Genomic DNA, 23,744 nt, shown 5'->3' with positions numbered 1-23,744 from the left:
TCAAAGCCGTAGCTGTATGATAGCATAGGCTCAGGTACATATGTTACCAGTTTCCTGTCCGGTTGTGCAAGTTCAGGTAATCAGGGCTAGGGCTTTTCAGAGTTCTCAGACCATGATCAAACACCTAGGCTTTTGATGAGGCTCGACATGGCAACGCTAAAATGGTGCGAGGAACGCTGGCGGGCAACGCATACGGCTCCATGCCGGTTGCAGTGCCGGTGCTGCGGAGTACGGTTGGCGGCCCTCACCTTCCCCTCGGCCCCCTTCCGATCCGCCACGAGGAGAGGAAGGGGGAAGGTGAGGTGGTTGGAGTGAAAGCACATTGACCTCCCCAAGGGGGTGACCGCAGACGTTAGTCGGAACGGGTATCTGCGCGCTCTGCACGTGCTGCGCACAGGCTGGGCAGCCGTCGCTTCTGCTCTCCCTCCTTTACCCTCTCACCTCAGCGCTGCTGGGCAGGGTGAAAATGTTGAAAAACCGAAAGCCAGGCAGTGTGCAGCGTCGCTGCACCCCTCCTATCCGCTCATCTACAGCGGAATATTGCCATGTTTCCGTGCTGGCAGGCTCTGGCGTTTCGTGCGGGCCAGGCGCAGGGCACGGATCAGAGCGGGTCGTGTTTCGCGTGGCTCGATCACAGCATCAATGTATCCACGTTCGGCGGCTACATACGGGTTCGCAAAGCGATTTTGATAGTCTTCGACCAGTTCAGCCAGGCGGGTTGTCGGATCATCGGCCTCGGCCAGCTCTTTGCGGAAGATGATCCGGACTGCCGCATCAACCCCCATTACAGCGATTTCAGCGGTGGGCCAGGCGAAGTTAAAATCAGCTCGAATATGTTTACTTGCCATCACGTCGTAGGCACCACCATACGCCTTGCGGGTAATGACTGTTAATTTCGGCACGGTTGCTTCACAATAGGCGTAGAGGAGCTTTGCGCCATGGCGAATGATACCACCGTATTCTTGCTGCGTCCCTGGTAAGAAGCCTGGTACATCGACAAATGTAATCAGGGGAATATTAAACGCATCACAGAAACGTACAAAGCGGGCCGCTTTCACCGAACTGTCGATGTCGAGGGTTCCTGCCATTTGTAACGGTTGGTTCCCAACAACCCCCACGACATGACCATCAAGACGGGCAAAACCGATCACAATGTTTTGCGCCCAGGCCGGTTGCACCTCGAAGAAGAACCCATCATCAACGACCGACTCGATAACTTTGATCATATCGTAGGCTTTGCGTGGATTGTCGGGGATAATACTCTGAAGGTCTTCGTCCATCCGCTCCGGATCGTCAGTTGGCGGCTGGTAGGGCGGGTCTTCCATGTTGTTAGAGGGTAGGAAGGAAAGCAGAGTCCGTAACTGATCGAAACATTCATCTTCACTATCAGCCGCGAAATGGGCTACCCCGCTACGGGTATTGTGGGTCATTGCCCCACCCAATTCTTCAAAGCCAACTTCTTCTCCGGTGACCGTCTTGATAACATCCGGCCCGGTGATAAACATTTGACTAATATTTTTGACCATAAAGATAAAATCGGTCATGGCCGGTGAATAGACAGCACCTCCGGCACATGGGCCAGCGATAATCGAGAGTTGGGGGATCACGCCGCTGCTAAGCACATTCCGGTAGAATATCTCGGCATACCCGCCAAGGCTGACCACACCTTCCTGGATGCGCGCACCACCGCTATCATTAATCCCGATGCACGGGACACCCATTCGTAAAGCCAGGTCCATCACTTTGCAGATTTTTTCGGCGAAGACTTCACCCAGTGAACCACCGAAGACGGTAAAATCCTGCGCAAAGATACAGACGGGTCGGCCATCAATAGTGCCATGACCGGTGATCACCCCATCGCCGAGTGGTTTGCGCCGATCCATACCGAACGCCGTAGTACGATGCACGGCAAACGCATCCAGTTCAACAAACGAGCCGGGATCGAGGAGACGATCAATGCGTTCACGGGCGGTTAATTTTCCCCGCTCGTGTTGACGAGCGATTGCCACCGGGTCTTGATTGCGCGCTCGTTCACGTCGTTCACGGAGGGCGGCGATCTTCTCTGCTGTCGTTTGAGCCATAGCATTCCTCACTTCTACTGTCGGTAATGACGATCAACATCAGGTTCAGATGTCTTAACCGCGATAGCGAATCATTCTTTCCTGCCAGAGTACGGTAAACAGAAACAGCGGTACTGCATCGATGATCCGTCGCCAGCGCGTTGGTTGCATTACCAGGCGGAATACCCATTCCAATCCGAGCTGGCGTATGAAACGTGGTGCACGCGGTACCTTACCGGCCAGGTAATCGAATGTCCCGCCGACACCGATAGCGAGCGGGACCTGTAAGAAAGGCTGGTTGCGGGCAATCCATAGTTCCTGGCGCGGATGCCCATACGCTACCAGCAGAATGTGGGGATGCGCCAGCGCAATTATCTGGCGTTGCTGTTCATCGTGTTCTGGTGCAGGTGAGCCTGAGTAACAACCGGCGATACACAATGTCGGCCAGCGTTTCACTAAAGCGGCTGCGGCTGCCTCGGCTACGCCCGGCGCCGCACCCAGCAGAAAGATGCGATACCCTCGCATAGCCGCCAGTTGTGCCAGACCTAGTGTCAACTCTACGCCTGTCACCCGCCCACGCAATGGTGTACCCAGCCAGCGTGCAGCAAGCAGTATACCAAACCCGTCTGGCGTGTTCAGATCGGCAGCCTGCAAGACTGCCCGAAAGGATGGATTACGCCGGGCCTCCATAATGAACTCAGGATTAACCGTGCAGATCTGATGCCATGCACCGTCGTTGATCATGGCATCTGCCCGCTCTAGCGCCTCTTGCTCGGTGATGTCATCAATAGGTATACCCAGTATCTTGATCCGGTTCTTTTCCATCACCAACACCTGTACCTGCTCTGACCGATGTTGCTGCTTTCCATCATACCGCATTCGGCTACAAAGGCAGGTAGCAGCAGGTTTGCGTCATCACAAATCGAATCCACCTGACACGTCGTACATGCATGTATAATGTTGCTCATACCAGTAGCTATTCGTATCAGGAATAACCACATGAATGCAGAACTTCTACTCATTATCTTCATGCTCGTTCTCTGTCTTCTCTCGCTAGTTACTACTGGTCTGATCGCATTTAGTTTTGTTCAGAGTATCAATCATTTTCGGGAAGTAATGGTCAATGGAATACCAACGACTGCCAATGTTGTACGTAAATATGCGCGCAATCGGATTGTGTTTGAATACCGGGACATAACAGGTCGTCTGCACCGTAAAGATCGGATCGTCCTTCGCTCAGAATATCATCGCTTTCAGCCAGGAGATAGCATCGACGTTGTGTATTCAGCACAGCGACCACATATTGTCTTTTTCAAAGAATTGATTGATAAATCACGAGCCGCACAGCAGGCAGGTGAGCAGTCTAATCTTGACTCGTCTAAACAGTGAGTGGTGATTTGCACGCTTTCTTTCAATCTTGCGCTGTTTGTGTGTAGAGGTTGGTAAACAATGTATCGCTTCAGCACGCCGTTGAAGAGTTCACAACGGTTACCTATCACTCATAGCATCCGGTACTCGGCCGGTACGCGCATATTCTTGCACCGCCAGATATATTGTGCGAGGTGTTCCATCGGGGTCAACAAAGTTCCAGGCGTCAGGATACGAGCGGGTTAGAAATGGGGTACTAAATTGCCAGAGCACCGTGGCCTCTAGCCAGGGGTAGTGCCGTGATTGCTCGTAAGTGGCGATTGTCCACCGCAGACGGTCGGCAGGTCGCACAGCGCCGCTCCAGCGGGGATGGTCGTTGTAGCCGCCTTCGGTGATGATGATACGCTTGTCACTCCCACCCAGCCGGTCGAGCAGCTCGCGAACCAGCTCGATACGTCGGAAATTGACGCGATCATGCGTCGGTTCGGCGTCAGGCGGTTCGCGACCGCCGTAGGCATGGACTGCCCACATATCGAAGAAGGGGAATGCTCCGGCATCAGCAAGCGAAGCCAGAAATTGCATGTCGTCCATGCGCAGCGCACCACCGTCAAGGCTAGGACCAGGAGAGAGTGCACCCGCGATGACAATGGTCTGGGGCGCTACCGCTTTAATCGCCGGGTATGTCTGCTTAAGTAGGTCGGTATACGCACCAGGGTCAGGTGGGCGTTCACCCCACTCGAAACGTAAATTTGGCTCGTTCCAGATCACAATATGACGCACACCAAGCGGCGCATAGCGCTCGGCAAAAGCAGCAGCAAAATGGGCAAAATCGGCAAAGTGTTCGCGGTCAAGGTAACGGTCGGTTGTGTCAGGCGGACGCGCCCAGGCTGGCACAATGTCGAGGCGGGCTACGACATTGAGACCTTGTGCTCTGGCGTGGGCGATCACCATATCGGCGCCCGTCCAGTCAAAACCGTAGCGTGAGCGAGGTTGAATGTAGGCCCAGGGAAAGAGTTCGACAATCCAGGATGCACCCATTTCGTTAACCTGGGCAAGAGTACGATGAATGTACGATTCGTCGCCAATGCCGGTGAGCCGGGTGTGTACACCGATCAGGGGATTGGTGGTTGTAACCGAACGGGGCGGCGGCAGATTGAGTGGACGAGGCAACCGGGGGACAAAGAATTGCCCGCTCATAATCAATAAGAGTAAGAGCGCAAGCGCAGTATGTCGTACCATAAACTTGTTTGTAGGGTAAGAGCACGGTGTTGGTGATCAACTTGATTGTATCACATTCTATCGGTCAACGAGTATTTGCGTATCTGAACACAGGGCTTTTCACAGCTTTCAGATGCCGTTCACCTAGGAGCGCGGGCCGAAGGCCCGCGTTCTATAGTGGATGGCCGAAACCTGCCCCGACTAATGCGGTGCAGGCATAATCGGCAGAACGCTGGGAACGACGCCACAGACAGTCAGTCGTTAGCACGGGAACATGCAGGCCGCCTCTCCCTTCTTGTGCAAGAACTGTTCATTTGCCTTGCGCAGAGCTGCTAACCGTGCTATAACCATATAGGTTGTTCATTTTTGCACATTGAATACTGGGAAGACAGCACTATGCGGATCGTGATAGCAGGAGCCGGTCCAGCCGGCATGGTAGTTGCTCGCACAATGGTCGAACGCGGGCACGACGTTATTGTGTTAGAAAAGCGTGATGTGCCAGGTGGGAAAGTATCGGCGTGGCAGGATGCCGATGGCGATTGGATCGAGAGTGGCCTCCATGTCTTTTTTGGCGCTTACCACAACCTTCTGGCCTTTCTAGATCGGTACGGTCTTGGTGATACCTTCAACTGGAAGCCCGCCGAGATGATATTCGTTTCCGAACGCCACGGGTTGGCGCCCATTCGGTTTGTCCCCTGGCTGCCGACACCCTTTAACGGGCTGGCCGGCGTATTGGCCTTCAAGCCATTGTCATTGGGTGACAAGCTGCGGATGGGGCTTGGGTTGCTACGGGTGATCTTTGGTGACCAGAAGTATGTCGATGAGCAAGATCACGAAACCTACGCCGCCTGGCATCTGCGCCATGGAATGGGGCAGCGTTCGCTTGATGAAGTAATGCACACGATGGCCCTAGCACTCAACTTCCAGCGTGCCGATCGGGTTTCGGCAAAGTTACCGCTCACCGCAATGCTGCACTTTGCCCACGAGAAGGAAGCGCCGCGGATGGCGTTGGTAAAGGGTTCACCCGATACCAACATCTGGCGCCCGCTCATTGCTCAGATTGAACGGCTGGGCGGTCGCGTAGAGTTGAACGCGCGCGTAGTGGCAATTGAATACGATCAGGAAACCAATCAGGTGACTGGCTTTCGGCTGGCGGATGGACGTTTAGTAACTGGCGATGTGTATGTGTCGGCGATGCCGGTCCATAATCTGCGCAAGGTGATTCCACCGGCGTTGCGTGAGCTGCCTTACTTTGCCAATCTGAGCCATCTGAAGGGTTCACCGGTTATTACGATGCAGCTCTTCTTTGATCGCCGGATTGCAGGAGTTGACAATCTTCTCTTCAGTGCCGGAACCCACCTGAGTGTTTATGCCGATATGGCGATGGTTGCCCCAGAGTACCACAAAGGTGAACGGAGTATTATGCAGTTTGTGGTTGCGCCGGCAGCCGAGCTGATCAATCTGCCCGACGATGAATTGGTGCAGTTTGTGATGAGTGAATTTGTTCGCCTCCATCCGAATGCGCGCGAAGCGAAATTGCTGAAGCACACGATTGTACGCATCCCTAATTCAGTGTATCAGGCGTTGCCGGGAGTCGATCAATATCGCCCCGATCAGGCAACACCGGTACGCAACTTCTTCCTGGCCGGTGATTACACTCGTCAGCATTTTCTGGCCTCTATCGAGGGGGCAGTGATTAGTGCTAATCGCTGTGTCGAGCGGATCACTGAAGCTCAGGCCCGTGGCGATCTCGTTTTGCAGCCGTATTTTGTGGCAGCAGCCGATTGAGACATCCCGTATACTGATGGTAGCGACGCTAACCATCTCTCTCTGCCAGAGAGATGGTTAGGGAAAAGAAGTATCTAGTCATTTGCTGAAGGGCTACCATGCTCGCTATCGATTCACTGTTGAATGAGCATTACCGGATTACGGTTGCACTCGCTGCGTATCCTGATGCCGAGTTATACCGAGCCATTGATCAGCGTTTTTCTCTGCGAGTGCTGATTAGTGCGTTGCCGCAACCTGATCGGACTGCACTTGAGGATGTTTTACGTCTGGCCCGTGAATTGGCGCAAATCCAGATGCCGGGATTTCTGGCGCTGCGCGACTATTTTGTGATTGACCAGGTGTGCTACCTGGTTGCCGACGATCCCGGCGGTACAGATTTGGAACGCTTCGCCCGTGAGCGGGGATCACCGCTCCCTGAGAGCGAGACGCTGGCAATTGTAGAACGCTTACTTCTCGTTGTTGAGCGTTTGCATCAGCATCAGCCACCGCTCTTACTGGGTGATCTGCGAACATGTGACCTCTGGTCTTCACCGGAGGGTAGTCTGAATCTGGCGCCGTTTGCCTGTGCACGCCACATTGGCACTGAAGTGACACCCTATCGCGCACCTGAGCTGTACGATCATTCGGTGGAACCGAGTCAGGTGAGTGATATTTATGCAATTGGTGCGGTGCTCTATCACCTGCTTACCGGTTGGCCGCCAACACCCGCGCATCAGCGGCAGGCGGGGGTGCCGCTCAATGCACCGCGGGCGCTGAATCCGCAGGTGTCGATGTTGGCCGAACAACTTACGCTGCGCGCGTTGGAACTGAAACCGGCCAATCGCTACCAACGGGTGAGTGAGATGCGCAGCGCGCTAGAAACGGTGCGCTTGATGGCCGGTCGGCCAATGGGGGCAACAGCGCCTATCGAGAAGCCTGCTGCTCCGGTCATGGCTACTCCTACACCGCCTGCACCCGCGCCAACTTACGCCACAGCGACATCGGTAGCTACGTTACCGCCTGCTCCTCCACCGACACCGGTAGCTTCTTCGGTCGGGAGTGCGCCGGTTGCAGCACCATCTCGACCACTGATTAGTACCTCGTGCTTACTGGCGATAGTGGCCGGTCTCGCGGTGATTGCACTTGGCGTTTGTGTGCTCCTGGCGATATTGATAGGGCTGTATCTGACCAACGCCTCATTACCGGGTTGGCCCGGTAATGCACTGGCGACCAGGCCGACCAATGTTCCGCTACCGACCACCGAAACCGTTTCAAAAGCCGATTTGTTGCAACAGGTTGCAGCGATTACGCAGACTGCTCAATTGCGCGAAGATGATCTGGGAGCGGCTACTTACAGCCCTGATGGTTCCCTGATTGCCGTCGCTGTTGGTCAGACTATTCAATTGCGTGATGCTACCTCACTGACCATACAGACCACCTTCAGCGGTCACAAGGGAGAAGTGAGTTCGCTGGTGTTTAGTCCTGATGGTGCAATACTAGCCTCTGGTGCGCAAGATGATCCGGTTGTGCGGTTGTGGGATGTGCGCAAGGGTCGTGAGTTAGCGCAGTTAGCCGGTCACGAAGACTGGATTCGGTCGCTGGCGTTCAGTGCTGATGGACGGTTGCTTGCATCGGGCAGTGCCGATCGCACAATTCGGATTTGGGATGTAGAAAAACGGCAGGTTGTAGCCGTTCTCCGTGGTCATACCGATCTACTCGGAAATGTGGCGTTCAGTCCAGACGGACAGCGGCTAGCTTCGGCATCGCGTGACGGTACAGCGCGCTTGTGGGATGTAGAAAGTGGTCGTCAGATTGAGACGTTTCGTTTTAGTGCGCCGGTGAACCCTGAAACGAACACACCTTTTTGGTTAACCGGTATCGCCTTTTCCGCCGATGGTCGTCAGATCGCTGTTGGATCGATCAACGGGAGTGTCTACCTTCTCGATGCGGCAACCGGTAATGAACAGCGAGAATTGCGTGGTCACGATGGTTGGGTGGTGATCCGAGGTGTGGCGTATAGTCCTGATGGCCGCCTGCTAGCCAGCGCCAGTCTTGACGGAAGTGTCCGTTTGTGGAGTCCGGTGAGTGGGGCTGAGCGTGGGGTATTGCAGCAACGTGGATTGCGTCTGCTCGGTCTGAGCTGGCATCCAGATAGTACGCGCATCCTGGCGTCAAGTGATATGGGAGGGAACCTGGTGGTTTGGGATGTTGATTCATCCCAGGTCGTGCAAAGTTTTCAGGTAACCCAGGGTGTAGTTACAGGCGTCCGGTACGGGCCAGATGGCAAATTACTGGTCGCCAGTGGTGCCAATGGTGCGGTTCGGGTGCACATGCTCGATACGGGTCGTACATTCAGTCTCGATGGTGGTGCAGCGACGGCTCAGTATATCGATTTCATTAGCGATTCTGAAGTAGTGGCTATCAGTGAAGCCGGTGAGATTGTTGCCATTGATCTGACCAATCGGCGCCCCAATGAGCAGTTGAGTGGAATGAACGGATTCCCACTCAATCTGACGGTCAGCTCAGATCGGAGCATGATTGCAGTTGGGAATGAGCAGGGTGAAGTGTATCTGTGGGAGACAGCAAGCCGCAAATTTTTACGTCGCCTCAGTGGTTTAGGCGGACCGGTTTACTCGCTGACATTTAGCAAGGATGATGCATATCTTGCTGCGATCACGAATCAACCCGCCGATTCGCCAAAGATTGCTGTCTGGGACGTAACTCGTGGCGGTCAACCCCAGATTTTGCAAGGTCACAATGGACCAATTACCAGTTTGATCTTCTTCGACAACCTGCTCTTTAGTGCCAGTAGTGACGGCTCGTTACGAGTTCGTGATGTGACTCGTAAGAATACCGAGGTATTCCAGCTCAACGTTCCTGAAGAACGTGGCTGGTTGACCAGCCTGACGATTTCTCCCGATGGTCGTTTGCTGGTTGCAGGGACAATAAGTGGTCATTTGATGTTTTACCAGCGGGATAATGGGACGTTACTCCGCGAAATTGATTTATCAAATGCCGGTGCAGTTCTGGCTGTCGCTATAAATCCTGATGGTTCACAACTGGCAGTCAGTACTCGCGATGAAGGGATTGTTCTGTTTGATCTGACATCGCTTCGTTGATCCGTCAGATGATACTCATCTGCCTGCATGTTGGCGGAGCAGCCCTGTTATTTCATTCATCTGCCGAAAGTGTTATATCCGAGTATGACCAGCGATTACGTTTGGGTGCCGATAGGTATCGTAGACCGTTCGGCACCCATCTCTAGAAGTGAGGCTCCAATTTGCCCGCGCTTCGTTGCGCTGGTGCAGGTTCCGACCCTGACCTACCGTTATCTCTAGCCCAACGCTCAATATGCTGCACTGCGGCAGGAGCACCGCCTTCTGCTCGCATCATCGCACTGACTATTGCTGCTCGTGAGCGGTACGCTGGATCGAGTGCCTGTTGCAAGGCGCTCTGCAATCGTTCTACCGATAGCTCAGTGACCGGAATGGGTGGTGGATTGGCCCCAGTCTTGTGTGCACGCCAGGCCCAGAACGGCTGGTCGGCAGCGAGTGGAACGATCACTGACGGCACACCTGCGCGCAGGGCGCTGGCGGTAGTGCCAGCGCCGCCGTGATGAATCATTGCCGCTGCCTGGGGCAGTAACCAATCGTGGGGAATCTCATCGGCCAGGTAAATCGTATTGGGAACGCGCTGAACCGTAGCGTCTGCCCATCCACGCTGGATGATGCCACGCAGTCCGGTTTGACATAACGTTTTTATAATCATTGTCATGAGCGATGGTGTGTCGCGGCTTACCATACTGCCAAAACTGACAACAACTGGTGGTGGACCAGCTTCCAGAAAGGCTTGCAATTCAGGTGGCGGTTGCCATTCGGATTGGGGGAATGTCCACGTACCGGTTTGTACCGTCAGTGGTGCACAACCGGGTGGGACGAGCGCAGCGCTATACGCTTGCAACAACCCAAAATGACGTCCCGGTGTAGCCCACGAGAGACGGGCAGGGCCAATATCGGGAAAACGGGAGCGCAGAATCCGGTAACTCAGGCTTTGGCTCAAACGAAAGACGGTTTGGGTAAACACGTGGCTGAGGCGTCTGCCGGTGAGACCAATGAGGTCGGTAGGCCACATAATACTGGCAATCTCGACCGGTGGATCGAAAAAGGGAAAGAGTTCAACCGTGCATTCGGCAATCCCGTATTCCTGGGCATAAAGATGACTGAGTGCGACGGTCAGAAACGAGGATACGATCATATCGACGGTACGTGCAGCTCTTTTGATGCGGCGGGCAATCTCTGCGCCAATTGGCATCGCAAAGCGATAGATGATCCATACTAGTCGGAGTGGTTGGTTGCGTGCTTCGTCGGCGATCTGGCGGGCCAGGGTCTCGACATTGCCTGGGAGCGGTAGAAAATCTATGTGATGTGAGATCGCAAATGGTGCAAAGCGCTCTGGGGCTGCTAAAATCGGTATGTGCCCTGCCTGGCGAAGTGCTACGCCAAGGGCAAGAAATGGCTGCACATCACCACGACTGCCGTAAGTGAACATCAGAATGCGCATGTTGTGTCTTTCGGTGCTGCGGGTCGAAAATCTGAACGCGATCGTTGCCTTGCTGTCTCTGAAGGTGACCCCGATGCAGGTCTGGCATAAGCCTGCCAGCACCTGCCCATCGCTAGCGTGTCGCTGAGTATGCTCTTTCCGTGGCGTGTCTTCTGTCACTCTCCTGTCTTTTGGGAGAATGACAACCGGTATTGCACAATAAGAAGATACTTCCTTACGATACCATTTCACCCATCACTCGCAAATATTCCTGATCGAATTGCCATAACAGTCCCTCTGATTGCGCATACGGACCGGGTCGGTAGGCGCGTGAACTGACTCCCTGTTGCGATAGTTCGCAGACGTGCCAGTCCTGCCGGTTTGTTCGATCCCAAAACTCTACGGCGTCAGATGGATCAAAGTCTGGTGAAGCCATCGTTTCGGGATCAAAGTACCATTCGCAGATCACGGTGGTGGCATTCGGTTGGCGCGGGATCAGCCGATGGGCCATCACATAGTCAGGATGCAGGCTGAGCAAGAGGTTGGGAAAAATGGAATAGTAGTAGACGCGCTTGTGATCTTCAGCAGCCAACTTGGGAAGTGGTGGCCGACGGGTCTGGCCGTTCAGAGTCATACTGTCGTAAGTAAGCTCCATGTAACCGCCGAGAAATGGGCCACTGGTCAGATCATTACGTCCGCTCTGCCAGGGAGAGACGGCCACCAGCTCAGGGTGAATCAGCGGGCAATGATAGCATTCTGAATAGTTGGCCACAATCAGTTTCCAGTTGGCGGCAACCTCATAGACGATCTGCGCGCCACGTTGCAAGCGGCTCATTTCCCATGTCTGAAACTTACCGATCAACGGCGCAAAGGCTTCTGCAAATGGTGTTGGTTGCCTAGCTAGCGATACAAAGACAAAACCGTCCCACTCAGCTACCGCCGCACTGATCAGCGGCCAGTCTTCACGCCGAAAACCGGGTGCATCTTGCATATAACGAGCAGCAGCCAGCGTTCCATCGAGCCGATAGGCCCAGGCATGGTATGGGCACAGAATAGTTTCATGAAACTGACCTTGCATTTCTGTGCAGAGACGAGCACCTCTGTGACGACAGACGTTATAATGGGCGTAAAGCTGGCCGTTGTGATCACGAACCAGGATTAGACTCTCACCAGCGATCTCTATCAATCGATAGGAGCCAGCAGCCGGCACTTCGGCGCTACGTCCGACGCAAATCCACTGTGTGGCAAAAATACGCTCTTGTTCGCGGGCGAATACTTCTGAACTGGTAAAATAGTGGCCGGGCAGTGTGTAAGCCGGTCGATCCAGGGATGCACGGACGAAGGTTGTCATAGGCAAAACCTCACTTCTGCGATATAATACCGTTTGAAAAGATCATCCTAATCAATAGTCTCGAAGGAGGGACGAATGTTCAACCCGTTTAAGCAGAAAGACCAGGTTCAGTCGGATCAGCGTCATCGCGTCCCGCCCGGTCAGTATGTTACCGATAAGTTTCCTGTCTTGCACTACGGTTCTGTACCTAAGTATACCAATGTTGAGGAGCAGTGGGATCTCCGCTGTTGGGGTGAATTGGCCGAACCGATCCGCTTCAGTTTTCGCGAGTTTCGCGCATTACCTACAACGACCATCAAAACCGATATTCACTGTGTCACGCGCTGGAGCAAACTCGATACCGTCTGGGAGGGGGTAAGTTTTCGCGAGTTTCTCCGCCATATTCCGCCGTTGAAGCCTTCGGCTCGTTTTGTGATTGCCCATAGTGAGCAGGGTTATACGGCGAATCTACCACTTGACGTATTGCTCAATGACGATGTGCTGTTAGCGTATAAGTATGACGGTCAGGAACTGACACCAGAGCACGGGTATCCTTTGCGCTTGCTGGTGCCAAAGAAGTATTTCTGGAAGAGTGCGAAGTGGCTGCGGGGTATTGAATTTCTCGATCACGACCGTCTCGGTTTCTGGGAGCGCTACGGCTATAACAATAATGCCGATCCCTGGCGTGAAGAACGTTACGCGGATGACTAAAGAACTTGATGAGCAGATTGCGGCAGCAATTGCCGAACAACACGTGCTACGTACACGAGTACGGTTGCACGATGACTACGGTGAACTTCGTCTGGTAGCCGGTGTTGATGCTGGTTTTGAAGCCGAAGGGACGATTATTCGGGCTGCGGTTGTGGTCTTGCGCCTGCCCGATTTGCTTCCTGTTGATTATGCACTGGTACGGCAACCAGTTACCTTTCCCTACGTACCGGGCCTGCTGGCCTTTCGTGAGGCGCCAGCCATTATTGCCGCCATTAGTTGTCTGCGCACATCACCTGACTTGATTATCTGTGATGGTCACGGAATCGCGCATCCACGGCGCTGTGGGATTGCCTGTCATATCGGTGTACTGCTTGATCGGCCAACAATTGGTTGTGCCAAGCATCGTTTGATCGGACAATTTACACCTCCGCCTGCCGAACGTGGCGCCCGTCAGCCACTGTACGACGGTGATGAACAGATCGGTTGGGTGTTACGGACCCGAGCCACCGCCCAACCGGTCTTTGTCTCGCCCGGTCATCGGGTTAGCCTTGATCGATCACCAGAGTTGGTAATGGCCTGCACGACCCGGTATCGCCTTCCTGAAACGACTCGTTTTGCGCATCGGCTGGCGTCAGATCATCAGCTTCCCCTCATTCCTTGCTCGTCGCTTCACGAAGAAGAGGAATGAGCAGCGGAGACAGGTGCTCCTCACCCGCTTTCAGAGCGTAATCAAAAACCCAGCTTTCGCATTGAGCACGTACCGTAGCTGTGCAATCATTGCGTGAGGGTGCCAACCGTCCTCCCTTCCTCGCCCTTGGTGAGCGCGACAGTGGTACCATCCCCTTCCTCTCCTCTGGTGTGAGAGGAAGGGGGCTAGAGGGGAAGGTGAGGGTGCGCTAAGCGTGCGCCGTAGCACCGGCGCTGACCCCGATGCTACCCGTTTCTATCGCGTCGAAGAGACGCCGGTGCTGCTCGCCAACATTCCCCGAACCATTCTGGAGATGCTATGGTCGCGCCTTGGCAAAAGCCCAGATTTGTTGCTGAGGCGCGTCGTTTCTTGCCCCTTCAGCCGACGTCCCTACTGAGCACCTGATCAAAACCACGAGTTTCTGATCAGGCACTCAGATCCTCGCGTAGGCAAGAAAGGCGTCGATGTTGTAAGCGCCGATCTTCCTTTTGGCAAATTCCCCCTAAAATCAGCGAATCTTTTTGCCATTCTGTACGGTTTCTCTAGTAGGACAAATAACTCATACTGGAGAAGCGATCATGCGTCAGTTTACTATCGGTTTCATTTGCCTGTGGCTGCTCATTGTTGCCCTTCAACCAATTCATGCTCAATCACCGCTCATATTGATCAATGAGGTCATGCATTATCCGTCATCGGGGTCAGAGTGGATTGAGCTGTATAATCCGGGTACCGTGCCGGTTAATCTGAGTGGTTGGCGGATTGATGATTCGGTTATCGGTGGACCTCATACCCTGATCGGTGAAGGAGTGGTTATTGCTCCGGATAGTTTGCTGGTTATCCCACTGACCAGTGCTATACTCAACAATAACGATCCGGATCGAGTTATCTTGAGCGATCCAACCGGTCAGGTGATCGATCAGAGTCCGCTGATCGTTTTACGACCTGATCAGACCATCGCTCGCCAGCCTGACGGTAGCAATACCTGGATAGTGGGTTCGCCTTCGCCGGGAATCTGGAATAGTGGTGATCCACCTGCCACAGGCATTCCGACCACGCCCACACCAGGCACGACGAACACGGCTACACCGGACGCAACAGTCACCGCCACGCCGAGCGCGACGGTCACGGTCACACCGAGCGCGACGGCCACGGTCACGCCGAGCGCGACGGCCACGGCCACGCCGACACCAACCGCTACCCTGCTCCCGTCGCCAACGCCAACGCCAACACTGCCGGCAGCCGTGGATCAGGTGGTGATTAACGAAATTGCCGCAGCGGGCGAGAAGGAGTGGGTCGAGCTGTACAATCGCGGGCCGACGGCGGTCGAGCTGGCGGAGTGGCAGCTTGAGCGGGTGAGCACGAGTGGCAGTCGCGTGGTGCGTTCGTTGCCGACGGTGACGCTGGCCGCAGGCGAATGGCTACTGATACCTCTGGCAAAGGGTACCTTACCCGACGGTGGGGCGCGGCTGACGCTGTTCTGGCGGGCGACGGCGTTGAGCACGGCGGTCGAATACCCGGCGCTCAGTGCCACGACGGTCTATGCCCGCGTGCGCGATGGCGCACCCGAGTGGCTCGTGCGGGAACAGGCGACGGCCGGTGTGTCGAATAATCTGCCCGCAACACTCACACCGAGCGCGACGGCCACGGTCACGCCGAGCACGACGGCCACGGCCACGCCGACACCAACCGCTACCCTGCTCCCGTCGCCGACGCCAACGCCAACACTGCCGGCAGCCGTGGACCAGGTGGTGATTAACGAAATTGCCGCAGCGGGCGAGAAGGAGTGGGTCGAGCTGTACAATCGCGGGCCGACGGCGGTCGAGCTGGCAGAGTGGCAGCTTGAGCGGGTAAGCATGAGTGGCAGTCGCGTGGTGCGTTCGTTGCCGGCGGTGACGCTGGCCGCAGGCGAATGGCTACTGATACCTCTGGCAAAGGGTACCTTACCCGACGGCGGGGCGCGGCTGACGCTGTTCTGGCGGACGACGGCGTTGAGCACGGCGGTCGAATACCCGGCGCTCAGTGCCACGACGGTCTATGCCCGCGTGCGCGATGGCGCACCCGAGTGGCTCGTGCGGGAACAGGCGACGGCCGGTGTGTCGAATAATCTGCCCGCAACACTCACACCGAGCGCGACGGCCACGGTCACGCCGAGCGCGACGGCCACGGCCACGCCGACACCAACCGCTACCCTGCTCCCGTCGCCAACGCCAACGCCAACACTGCCGGCAGCCGTGGATCAGGTGGTGATTAACGAAATTGCCGCAGCGGGCGAGAAGGAGTGGGTCGAGCTGTACAATCGCGGGCCGACGGCGGTCGAGCTGGCGGAGTGGCAGCTTGAGCGGGTGAGCACGAGTGGCAGTCGCGTGGTGCGTTCGTTGCCGACGGTGACGCTGGCCGCAGGCGAATGGCTACTGATACCTCTGGCAAAGGGTACCTTACCCGACGGTGGGGCGCGGCTGACGCTGTTCTGGCGGGCGACGGCGTTGAGCACGGCGGTCGAATACCCGGCGCTCAGTGCCACGACGGTCTATGCCCGCGTGCGCGATGGCGCACCGGAATGGGTGGTGCGTACACAGGCGACGGCTGGAATATCCAACGACATTCCTGAGCCAACGATCTCATCGTCGCCACTTGCGACTGCTACAGCTACGGTAGTAACTATGCCCAATGCGACGTACACACCAACCGCAACCAGGACACCAACGGTTACGAAGACCCCCACTGCAACCCGCACGCCAACGGTCACGAAAACACCAACCGTGACCCGCACGCCGACGGTTACGAAAACACCAACCGTGACCCGAACACCAACAGTCACGAAGACACCAACCGCAACCCGCACAACAAAGCCCACGAAGACACCAACCGCGACTCGCACGCCGACCGTATTGCCGACTCCTGAGCCAACGGCTTGGCCTAGTGGTGTGGTGATCATCAATGCACTCTTACCGGCGCCAGCAACGGGAAAACACGAGTGGATTGAACTCCGTAGCCAATATGCACAACCCATCGACCTGCAAGGATGGTTCTTTACCGATAATAGTGGACAACGTCGCCTGATTTCTGAGCAATCCCTGGCGGCAGGAGCAACGGTGCGTATTCCGATCACGCGCTCTTTTCTGAACAACAGCGGTGATACGGTGATCCTGCACGATCCAACGGGAAACGCGATCGACACATTTTCTTATTCTGCAGCAGAGATTGATAGCATCGTCTGGCGCCAACTCACAGTTTCTTCTTCGCAAACCGACCCTGGGCACGAGATCAACCTCTCTCTGCAAATGCCTGCCACGACCGATAGCATATTGCCTTCGCCATTAGCATTTTCACGGCCTACCGAACGGCTTCCATTTTCGTTAGCACTCCGTTCGCCGTTGCCCGGTTACCTGACGATAACTGCCACTGCGTCGCCAACCGTTACTCCACCGGCAGTCAACGTGAGCACGTGTACTGATTGCTCTGAACCAAGGTGGTCATGGTCGCGGATCACTGCTGCGGTGCTGGGAGTTATTGCCATCCTGCTCTTTGTTACTGAACCAAAACCACGTCGTTCTGTGCGAGACTATCAGGATGTGTTATAATCTCACAACACTGGTGCCGAACATACGTTATATTCAGAGAGGAACACCCCTATGAAAGATCTGCCTACCCTGATAGGTGAACGGTTGACGCAGAACCTGTGGGGCGTTCTCGGCAATCAAGGGTATATTCTTGGTATCGATCTGGGCAGCTACGGCCTGCGGGTTGCCTTAGTTGACTTACAGCACCACACCTATCAAAATGCTTCCATGGAATTGGCCGAACACGAAGACCCGGACACAACAGTGAATCGTGTCATCGAGCTGGCCCGTGGCTTGATGGCTCAGGAAGGTGTGGGTACTGATCGGCTGGTACGGGTTGGCGTAGGCTTTAGTGGCCCGGTCGATCTCCGGCATGGCACCGTTCGATTAGCGCCCCGTCGACCAGGCTGGGAAAACTATCCGCTCCAGGAACGCTTTGAACAGGCCTTCGACACCGTAACTCTGATCGACAACGATGCCAACCTGATCGCACTCGGTGAAGCCGTATTTGGTGTTGGGAAGGGGTGTCAGCATCTTTTTTACGTTCACCTGAGCAGTGGTGTGGGCGGTGGAGCGGTATTGAACGGTCGTCTCTACCATGGTGCTCATTCCATGGCAGGTGAAATTGGGCATGCGGTCGTAGGTCATGGTTGGGATGGTGATGGTCGTCCGGAAACGCTAGAGGAATTGGTCTCTATTGGTGGATTGCTCCGACGGGCAGCCGCTGCCGGTCTAACCACCAGTCGCCTGGAAGATATTTTCAGTGATCATCCGGTGGCGCGTAAGGTTGTTCAGCATACCGTTGATTTGATGGCTACCAGGATTGCGCAGATTATTGCGTTACTCGATCCGGAAATCGTTGTCTTAGGTGGCATTGTGGTGCGTATTGGCGGCGATAGTTTCGTCGAAGCAATTGCCTCCAGGGTAAATCATTTCATCGCTCCCCAGTTTGCTCGTCCGGTACCGGTCGTGGCTTCGATATTAGGGCCAGACAGTGTCGCAATCGGTGCTGTAGCTATGGCCCTCGATAGCTTGTCAGATTAGTTTTGCTGATATGCCTCTCTTCTCTCGTCGATCATACCGTTAGCGTATGGCAGGTTCGCAACCTGTACCCCCGCACAGAGGAGATGGTGGTGGATCGGGACCTGGAGGGTGATGGTGGGCTAATGTGTCAACCGATGGGAACTACATGTGCATCACACGACGCGGGCCGGAGGCCCGCGTACCCAGGTGGCCGCAATGAGGCCCGTATCTGATGCCAATCCTGTCTGGGCAAGCCGTGTATCATCCTGCCAGCGCTGCTAGTACCCCCCGCTTACGGAGGGAAGGGGGTGATCCAGATGCCCACGCACCAGGACACGGTTTTCGTGAACAGGATCGGTATGAGAACGCTGAAAATCCCTCCCTGCACGATCTCCTATTTGCATGTCGTGCTGAGCAATGATACAATACAGTGAGCTATATCGTACACCCTACGGATAGCAGGGAGGCAAGTCCCGCCTCTCTGTTTCCTGTTGTCTATGAGTTGAAGCTTGTGGGGGCATGATGGACGCAAAGACGATCATTTTTGGCGATACCGCCATCGACCGCTTACTCCAATGGCTTCGGGCAAGCGGTGAACCGAAAGATGTGAGAGACCTGTTATTGCACTATCTCGAAATTCTTTGCAAGCTGGTGACGGAGGAGGGCGAATGACTGCCACCACAGCAACACTGGCCGATGAAGTATGGCGGCTGATGACCGCACAGGGAATTCTTTTCGCCATTGATGCCCCTATTCGGCAGACGCTGAGTAATCTGGTCGCATTCTTTGCCGCTCGTCTACAACGCGATCCGGCGAGTGTGCAGGCTGAACTGGAAGCAGCTCTGGCCGCTGATGAGCGTTTCACCCGCGAGGAGGTCAACGGTCAAGTTATTTTTGTGACCTCTCGTCAGGGACGGTATATTCCCCGTGATACTACCGATCCGCATACCTTTAAACAGCGCCTCTATGAGCCAGAGAATCCGTTACCGATTGATGATTTAAGCGTTGTTGTATCTACGTCGCGTCCGGCAATTACGACGGTGGAACCGGTCTATATTTCAGACTACTGGCTCGAACAGGCCCGGTTAGTGGCGGCTACGCAGATGGATGAACAGCCGGTAGTTCAGCCCGAATCTCAGGAAGCTGGTGCGACGACACCGGTTGTTGTCGAGCAGCCAGTTGCTGAGGGGGCAGGCCCGGCGCCGGTTGGTGAAGAGCCAGGAGTGGCAGTGGTACCACCAACTGATGTTGAAGAGCCGGTTGCGACGGTTGTTGAGGAACCCTCGGCAGCGCCGGTTGCCGCGTCGGCTACCGGTGAGCGTTCGACAGTGCTGACCGTTGACGGCTTGTCCATTGATCTGAGCCGTTCACCGGCAGAGATCGTGGCCGAGCACGGCCCTGCTCTAGAGCGCATTCTAGCCGAGCGATTGGCTCAAGACCCACTCCGGCGGATCGTCAGCTTTGGGCGATTGCACTATCCGGAAACGAGCTTAGTAAGCTTTGGTAAGAACGATCTGCGCAAGATCCGCGACTACATCCTCGAACGCAATGAGCCATTGCTCGATACCGAGATCATTGCCGATCTGTATTACCACAATCCACGCCAACCTGATTACGAGGGTTTTCGCTTTTCGTTGAATTATCGCCTGTCGCGTGAAAAAGATTTTGAATTCGTAGGAGTGGAAGGCGCAAATATCTGGTCAACGAAGGGTTTGCCAGCCATTGGCTCTAAGCGGGTAAAAGCATCCGAGATGGGCCAACTGACCTCGTATCTGATCGAGGGCTTTGATGATAGTCTGGCTGATCAAAGTGTGGAGTCTATTCAGGCCAGTGGCAGTGTGACTCGCTTGCTAACCTTCTTTGAGTGGGAATACGGGGTGCTTCCGCTAGATGCTGCGTTGGCGACCCTGTTGCCGAAACCGGTTTTCCCTGATCAACGAAGTGCGGTTCTTCGCTTTGATTCACCACAACATTTCGGAACGTATCTGGTTGAAGTGCGCTATCCGAGCGGTAATCGTGGTGGTTGGTTGCAAGGGCTGGAAGATTTCTTCCGCGAGTATCTTGTACCCGGCGCTTTGATCACGATTAGTCGGACTAACGCGGTGAATGTCTTTACCATCAGCTACGAGGAGGGTGGTGAGACGACGGATCGTCTGCTGACCTTTGACGAGAAGAAGAACCGGTTTGCGTTTGCCAATCTCACCTTCTACTGTGCCGTTGATGAGGATTTGTTGCCGACCCAGAATCGCTATGGGAAATTGCGAAATCTGAAGGCGTTCCCAATGAGTGAACGGCGGAAGGCCGAGATGATACTCGAACACGTTTGCGAGGCGATGGGCGAGCGGGGTGGTAGCCGTGAGCAGCCGGTGTATCGAGTAACGTTTAATGATATATACGTTGCCTATAACGTGCTACGTCCGGCATCACGCTCGTTTTTGCAAGCGTTGCTCGATAGCCATTCGGCGATGACAGCCGATCCTTCAGCGTCTGGAACGTATTTCTTCACTCTGCCGCAAGTGGAACGAACCGAGACCGAAGCAGAGGATGTAGATGTAGCGGAAGATTTGCCAATCCAACCCACTTTACGACGGCGGGGTGGTCGGTATATTGATGAAGATGAGTAAGTATGACTGGCGACGATGAAGGGCGTTGGCTCTGCATCGTCGCTTTGTCGTGTTTCCCTGGGCAGGTTTACCATGACTCTGAGTTTTGCTGAGCGTGTTGCCCAACTCGATACGATGGAGAAGGCTCCGACGCGCCTCGATCTGAAGTTGCTGGCTAATTTAGGGCCAGAGAGCGTATACATCTTTTGGGAGCAGTGGCAGCGCTTCAGTCTGGATCGCCGACGCCATATTATGCGTTTACTAGCTGAGCTGGCCGAAGAACAGATTCAGCTTGATTACCGGCCGGTCTTTCGGGCATGTCTGGCCGATCAGGACGCTCAAATTCGGGTGCTTGCTATTGAAGGATTATGGGAAGACGACCATGAGCAGATGATGGATCGGTTGATCCAGATGCTCCACGACCCGGCAGGTGAAGTGCGAGCGGCGGCGCTGCTCAGTCTGGCACGGTTTGCCTACCGTGCTGAGATCGGTGATCTGTCGCTCAGTGCAGGTCAGCGCTTGCATGATGTCTTGGTTGAAGCGGCTACCGATCCTGATCAGCCCTTTGAGGTACGGCGTCGGGCAATTGAGGCATTAGGCTATTTTGCCGAGTCTTCAGCAGCGCAGGAACTGGTTGACCGTGCCTACAATACCGATGACATCTACATGCGCGAGAGTGCGGTGCTGGCAATGGGGCGCTCAATGCGGCGCCAATGGTTCCCGTATATCTTGCGCGAGCTGCAAAGTCCATCTCCATCGTTGCGTTACGAGGCGGCACGGGCAGTTGGTGAGATCGGTGAAGATGGACGGGAATTGTTGCCTGCATTGTTACCGCTCGTCGATGATGAGGATACCGAAATTGCTCTGGCTGCAATTTGGGCGTTAGGCCAGGTTGGTGGGGCTGATGCGCGACGGATTCTCCAGCGGATTGCCCGTTCTCGTGATGAGGTGCGTGCTCAGGTTGCCCAAGATGCACTCGCCGAACTCGACCTTGATACCCTCTGAGGAAGTATGGCCTTTATTACCGATCAGGCCACGGCATTGCCTGATGGCTATCGTCACATTGTGCTGTCGCCGCATCTTGATGATGCGGCGCTTTCCTGTGGCGGGTTCATTGCGCGTATGACGGCGGCTGGCGAGCGGGTGCTGGTCGTCAATGTTTGTAGTGGTATACCCTCTGCTCAGGCGGGGTTCAGTGCATTTGCCCAATCGCTCCACGAACGCTGGGCATTGCCGCCATCATCTGTCGTGGCCCATCGTCGGGTTGAAGATGCCGCCGCGCTAGGTGTGCTTGGCGCCGATGCGCTGTTGTTGCCTGAGCTTGATGCAATTTATCGCTGCCCCGATGTGTATGCCGATGAAGTGAGTCTGTTTGCAACACCGATAGCCGATGATCCGCTCATTGATGCAGTGGTACGTCTGACGACAACGCTGGTCGAGCGCTATCCGCATGCTACATTTTATGTGCCACTGGCCGTTGGGATGCACGTCGATCATCAGTTAGTCTTTGCCGCTGCGACGAGTGTTTTGCAGGCTGCTGATGTACGCTATGGGTATTACGAAGATTTTCCGTATGCTCGCCAGCCGTCGGCTGTTGAACAGCGGTTAGCAATGATCGGTCGTAAGCACTATGCCCCACGCTATGTTCCACTCGATGAGGCGTTGCTTCAGGTGAAGATTACGGCTATTTCGGCTTATTCTAGCCAGTTGAATGTCCTCTTTGGTGGGGCAGCGGCGATGCCGGCTGCCGTGACCGAGTATGCCGCACGGATTGCGTTTCCGGCCATGCGTTATGCTGAACGGCAATGGGTGCGCGTATGAGGGATCGGTGGCGGGTTGATGTACCATCTTCTGTGCGTTGGGATGCGTTTGTTGCCACGCATCCGCATGGAAGTTTCTTGCAGGCCAGCCCGTGGGGGGCAATGAAAGCGCTGTTTGGCTGGCATTGTCGGCGCCTGGCAGTATTCGATGCAGCCGGTACTATCCTGGCCGGTGCCCAGGTGCTCTTTCGGCGCTCTTTCGGTCTGGCTTTTGGCTATACGCCACGCGGTCCTCTCTTTTCTGGTGATCCGACCGTTGATGAATTGTTGATACAGGCGTTACGACGAGTAGGCCGACAGATGGCAGCAATTATGATCCGCTTCGAGCCAAACATCAGCGAACGCGACCTGCGAGCTGCCGAATTACGTGCCTGGTTTGATCATTGCCGTCTTGTGGTCGCCGATACCATTCAACCACGCAGTACTGTGTTGCTCGATCTCCAGGCCCCAGAATCGGCACTCTTTGCCGCTTGCTCAAAAGGTCATCGGGCCGATATTCGGCGCGCTGAACGATGCGGAGTAACGGTGCGGGTGGGGAATGAAGCCGATCTCGCTCCGTTTTACGATATTATGCGGGCGACCGGGGAACGCGCAGCATTCAGTATTCACAGTGCTGACTACTATGCCACGGTATGGCGATTGCATCAACCAAACGCCCGTCTTTTCATTGCTGAAGCCCAAGCGATGCCAGTGGCAGCACATCTGATCCTGGCTGATGCGCGTTACGGTTATTACCTCTACGGTGGTTCGACGACGGAGGGATTGCGGAGTGGTGCCAATCATTTGCTGGCATGGCAGGCACTGCGCTGGGCACGTGAGCGCGGTTGCATCGGTTATGATTTTTGGGGTATCCCAGATGCGCTCGGTCAGGCAGCATTTGCCGACGATGCAGCGGTGCGCACGGCGCTTGAACAAGCTGCTCAGCAGGACCCGTTGATCGGTGTGTATCGTTTTAAAAAGGGTTTTGGTGGCCGCATCGTTCGTTTGATGCCGGCCTTCGATCTCGTGTTGCTGCCACCACTCTATCCCCTGGCAAAGCAGAAAATTGGAGGATAGC

The 23,744-nt window shown here is 55.2% G+C and carries 17 protein-coding genes; 12 read left to right on the top strand and 5 right to left on the bottom strand.

From position 1 onward, the window contains the following. Positions 1–527: 527 nt before the first annotated feature. Together QTO31_RS17445 and QTO31_RS17440 are read right to left on the bottom strand one after the other, a co-directional pair. A complete protein-coding gene (locus QTO31_RS17445; RefSeq protein WP_031460897.1) occupies positions 528–2,081 on the bottom strand; it encodes an acyl-CoA carboxylase subunit beta in 1,554 nt (517 codons plus the stop codon). A 54-nt stretch (positions 2,082–2,135) separates the two neighbouring features. Beyond that, positions 2,136–2,885 carry a WecB/TagA/CpsF family glycosyltransferase gene (locus QTO31_RS17440; protein WP_031460896.1) on the bottom strand — a complete coding sequence of 250 codons (750 nt, stop codon included), beginning with the start codon at positions 2,883–2,885 and terminating at the stop codon, positions 2,136–2,138. A gap of 174 nt (positions 2,886–3,059) precedes the next feature. Here QTO31_RS17440 and QTO31_RS17435 point away from each other — a divergent pair, with 174 nt between their 5' ends. Then, complete coding sequence (locus QTO31_RS17435) at positions 3,060–3,449, top strand: DUF3592 domain-containing protein (protein WP_301430361.1); 390 nt, start codon at positions 3,060–3,062, stop codon at positions 3,447–3,449. A gap of 99 nt (positions 3,450–3,548) precedes the next feature. Here QTO31_RS17435 and QTO31_RS17430 read toward each other — a convergent pair whose 3' ends face one another. Next, positions 3,549–4,667 carry a hypothetical protein gene (locus QTO31_RS17430; protein ID WP_301430359.1) on the bottom strand — a complete coding sequence of 373 codons (1,119 nt, stop codon included), beginning with the start codon at positions 4,665–4,667 and terminating at the stop codon, positions 3,549–3,551. 375 nt (positions 4,668–5,042) lie between these two features. Between QTO31_RS17430 and QTO31_RS17425 the strand changes: the two genes are divergently transcribed. Together QTO31_RS17425 and QTO31_RS17420 are read left to right on the top strand one after the other, a co-directional pair. Next, positions 5,043–6,434 (top strand): FAD-dependent oxidoreductase, encoded by a 1,392-nt coding sequence (locus QTO31_RS17425; protein ID WP_031460893.1) that lies wholly within the window; start codon positions 5,043–5,045, stop codon positions 6,432–6,434. 98 nt (positions 6,435–6,532) lie between these two features. Continuing rightward, entirely contained in the window at positions 6,533–9,532 is a 3,000-nt protein-coding gene (locus QTO31_RS17420; RefSeq protein ID WP_301430357.1) for a protein kinase domain-containing protein, read from the top strand. 142 nt (positions 9,533–9,674) lie between these two features. On the opposite strand, the gene QTO31_RS17415 is transcribed toward QTO31_RS17420, so the two are convergent. Continuing rightward, positions 9,675–10,973: a glycosyltransferase gene (locus tag QTO31_RS17415; protein WP_081910072.1), complete on the bottom strand. Its 1,299-nt coding sequence runs from the start codon at positions 10,971–10,973 to the stop codon at positions 9,675–9,677. Between the two features lie 214 nt (positions 10,974–11,187). After that, positions 11,188–12,303, bottom strand: coding sequence for an aromatic ring-hydroxylating oxygenase subunit alpha (locus QTO31_RS17410; protein ID WP_301430356.1), 1,116 nt, complete (start codon positions 12,301–12,303; stop codon positions 11,188–11,190). A gap of 75 nt (positions 12,304–12,378) precedes the next feature. Here QTO31_RS17410 and QTO31_RS17405 point away from each other — a divergent pair, with 75 nt between their 5' ends. The 9 genes from QTO31_RS17405 to QTO31_RS17365 all read left to right on the top strand — a co-directional run bounded on the left by QTO31_RS17405 (position 12,379) and on the right by QTO31_RS17365 (position 23,743). Then, positions 12,379–12,993 carry a sulfite oxidase-like oxidoreductase gene (locus tag QTO31_RS17405; protein ID WP_301430355.1) on the top strand — a complete coding sequence of 205 codons (615 nt, stop codon included), beginning with the start codon at positions 12,379–12,381 and terminating at the stop codon, positions 12,991–12,993. Further along, entirely contained in the window at positions 12,986–13,681 is a 696-nt protein-coding gene (gene nfi / locus QTO31_RS17400) for a deoxyribonuclease V (RefSeq protein WP_301430354.1), read from the top strand. Before QTO31_RS17405 ends, nfi begins: the two co-directional genes overlap by 8 nt. Positions 13,682–14,259: 578 nt before the next feature. Continuing rightward, a complete protein-coding gene (locus QTO31_RS17395; protein ID WP_301430352.1) occupies positions 14,260–17,262 on the top strand; it encodes a lamin tail domain-containing protein in 3,003 nt (1,000 codons plus the stop codon). Positions 17,263–17,313: 51 nt separating this feature from the next. Beyond that, complete coding sequence (locus QTO31_RS17390; RefSeq protein WP_031459307.1) at positions 17,314–18,285, top strand: ROK family protein; 972 nt, start codon at positions 17,314–17,316, stop codon at positions 18,283–18,285. Positions 18,286–18,783: 498 nt separating this feature from the next. Continuing rightward, complete coding sequence (locus QTO31_RS17385; RefSeq protein ID WP_173424548.1) at positions 18,784–18,936, top strand: hypothetical protein; 153 nt, start codon at positions 18,784–18,786, stop codon at positions 18,934–18,936. Next, the gene (locus QTO31_RS17380; protein WP_301430350.1) at positions 18,933–20,888 is read left to right on the top strand and encodes a hypothetical protein; all 1,956 of its coding nucleotides are present in this window, start codon (positions 18,933–18,935) and stop codon (positions 20,886–20,888) included. Before QTO31_RS17385 ends, QTO31_RS17380 begins: the two co-directional genes overlap by 4 nt. 72 nt (positions 20,889–20,960) lie before the next feature. After that, on the top strand, positions 20,961–21,872 hold the full coding sequence (locus tag QTO31_RS17375) for a HEAT repeat domain-containing protein (RefSeq protein ID WP_031459309.1): 912 nt from the start codon (positions 20,961–20,963) through the stop codon (positions 21,870–21,872). Positions 21,873–21,878: 6 nt separating this feature from the next. Further along, on the top strand, positions 21,879–22,688 hold the full coding sequence (locus QTO31_RS17370; protein WP_301430349.1) for a PIG-L deacetylase family protein: 810 nt from the start codon (positions 21,879–21,881) through the stop codon (positions 22,686–22,688). Next, entirely contained in the window at positions 22,685–23,743 is a 1,059-nt protein-coding gene (locus tag QTO31_RS17365) for a lipid II:glycine glycyltransferase FemX (RefSeq protein ID WP_301430348.1), read from the top strand. Before QTO31_RS17370 ends, QTO31_RS17365 begins: the two co-directional genes overlap by 4 nt. Position 23,744: the final 1 nt, after the last annotated feature.

This window comes from Chloroflexus sp. MS-CIW-1 (genome assembly GCF_030444705.1).
Lineage (GTDB): Bacteria > Chloroflexota > Chloroflexia > Chloroflexales > Chloroflexaceae > Chloroflexus.
Note: the sequence above shows the minus strand (reverse complement) of the source record. Positions and strands in the feature narration are given on the sequence as shown.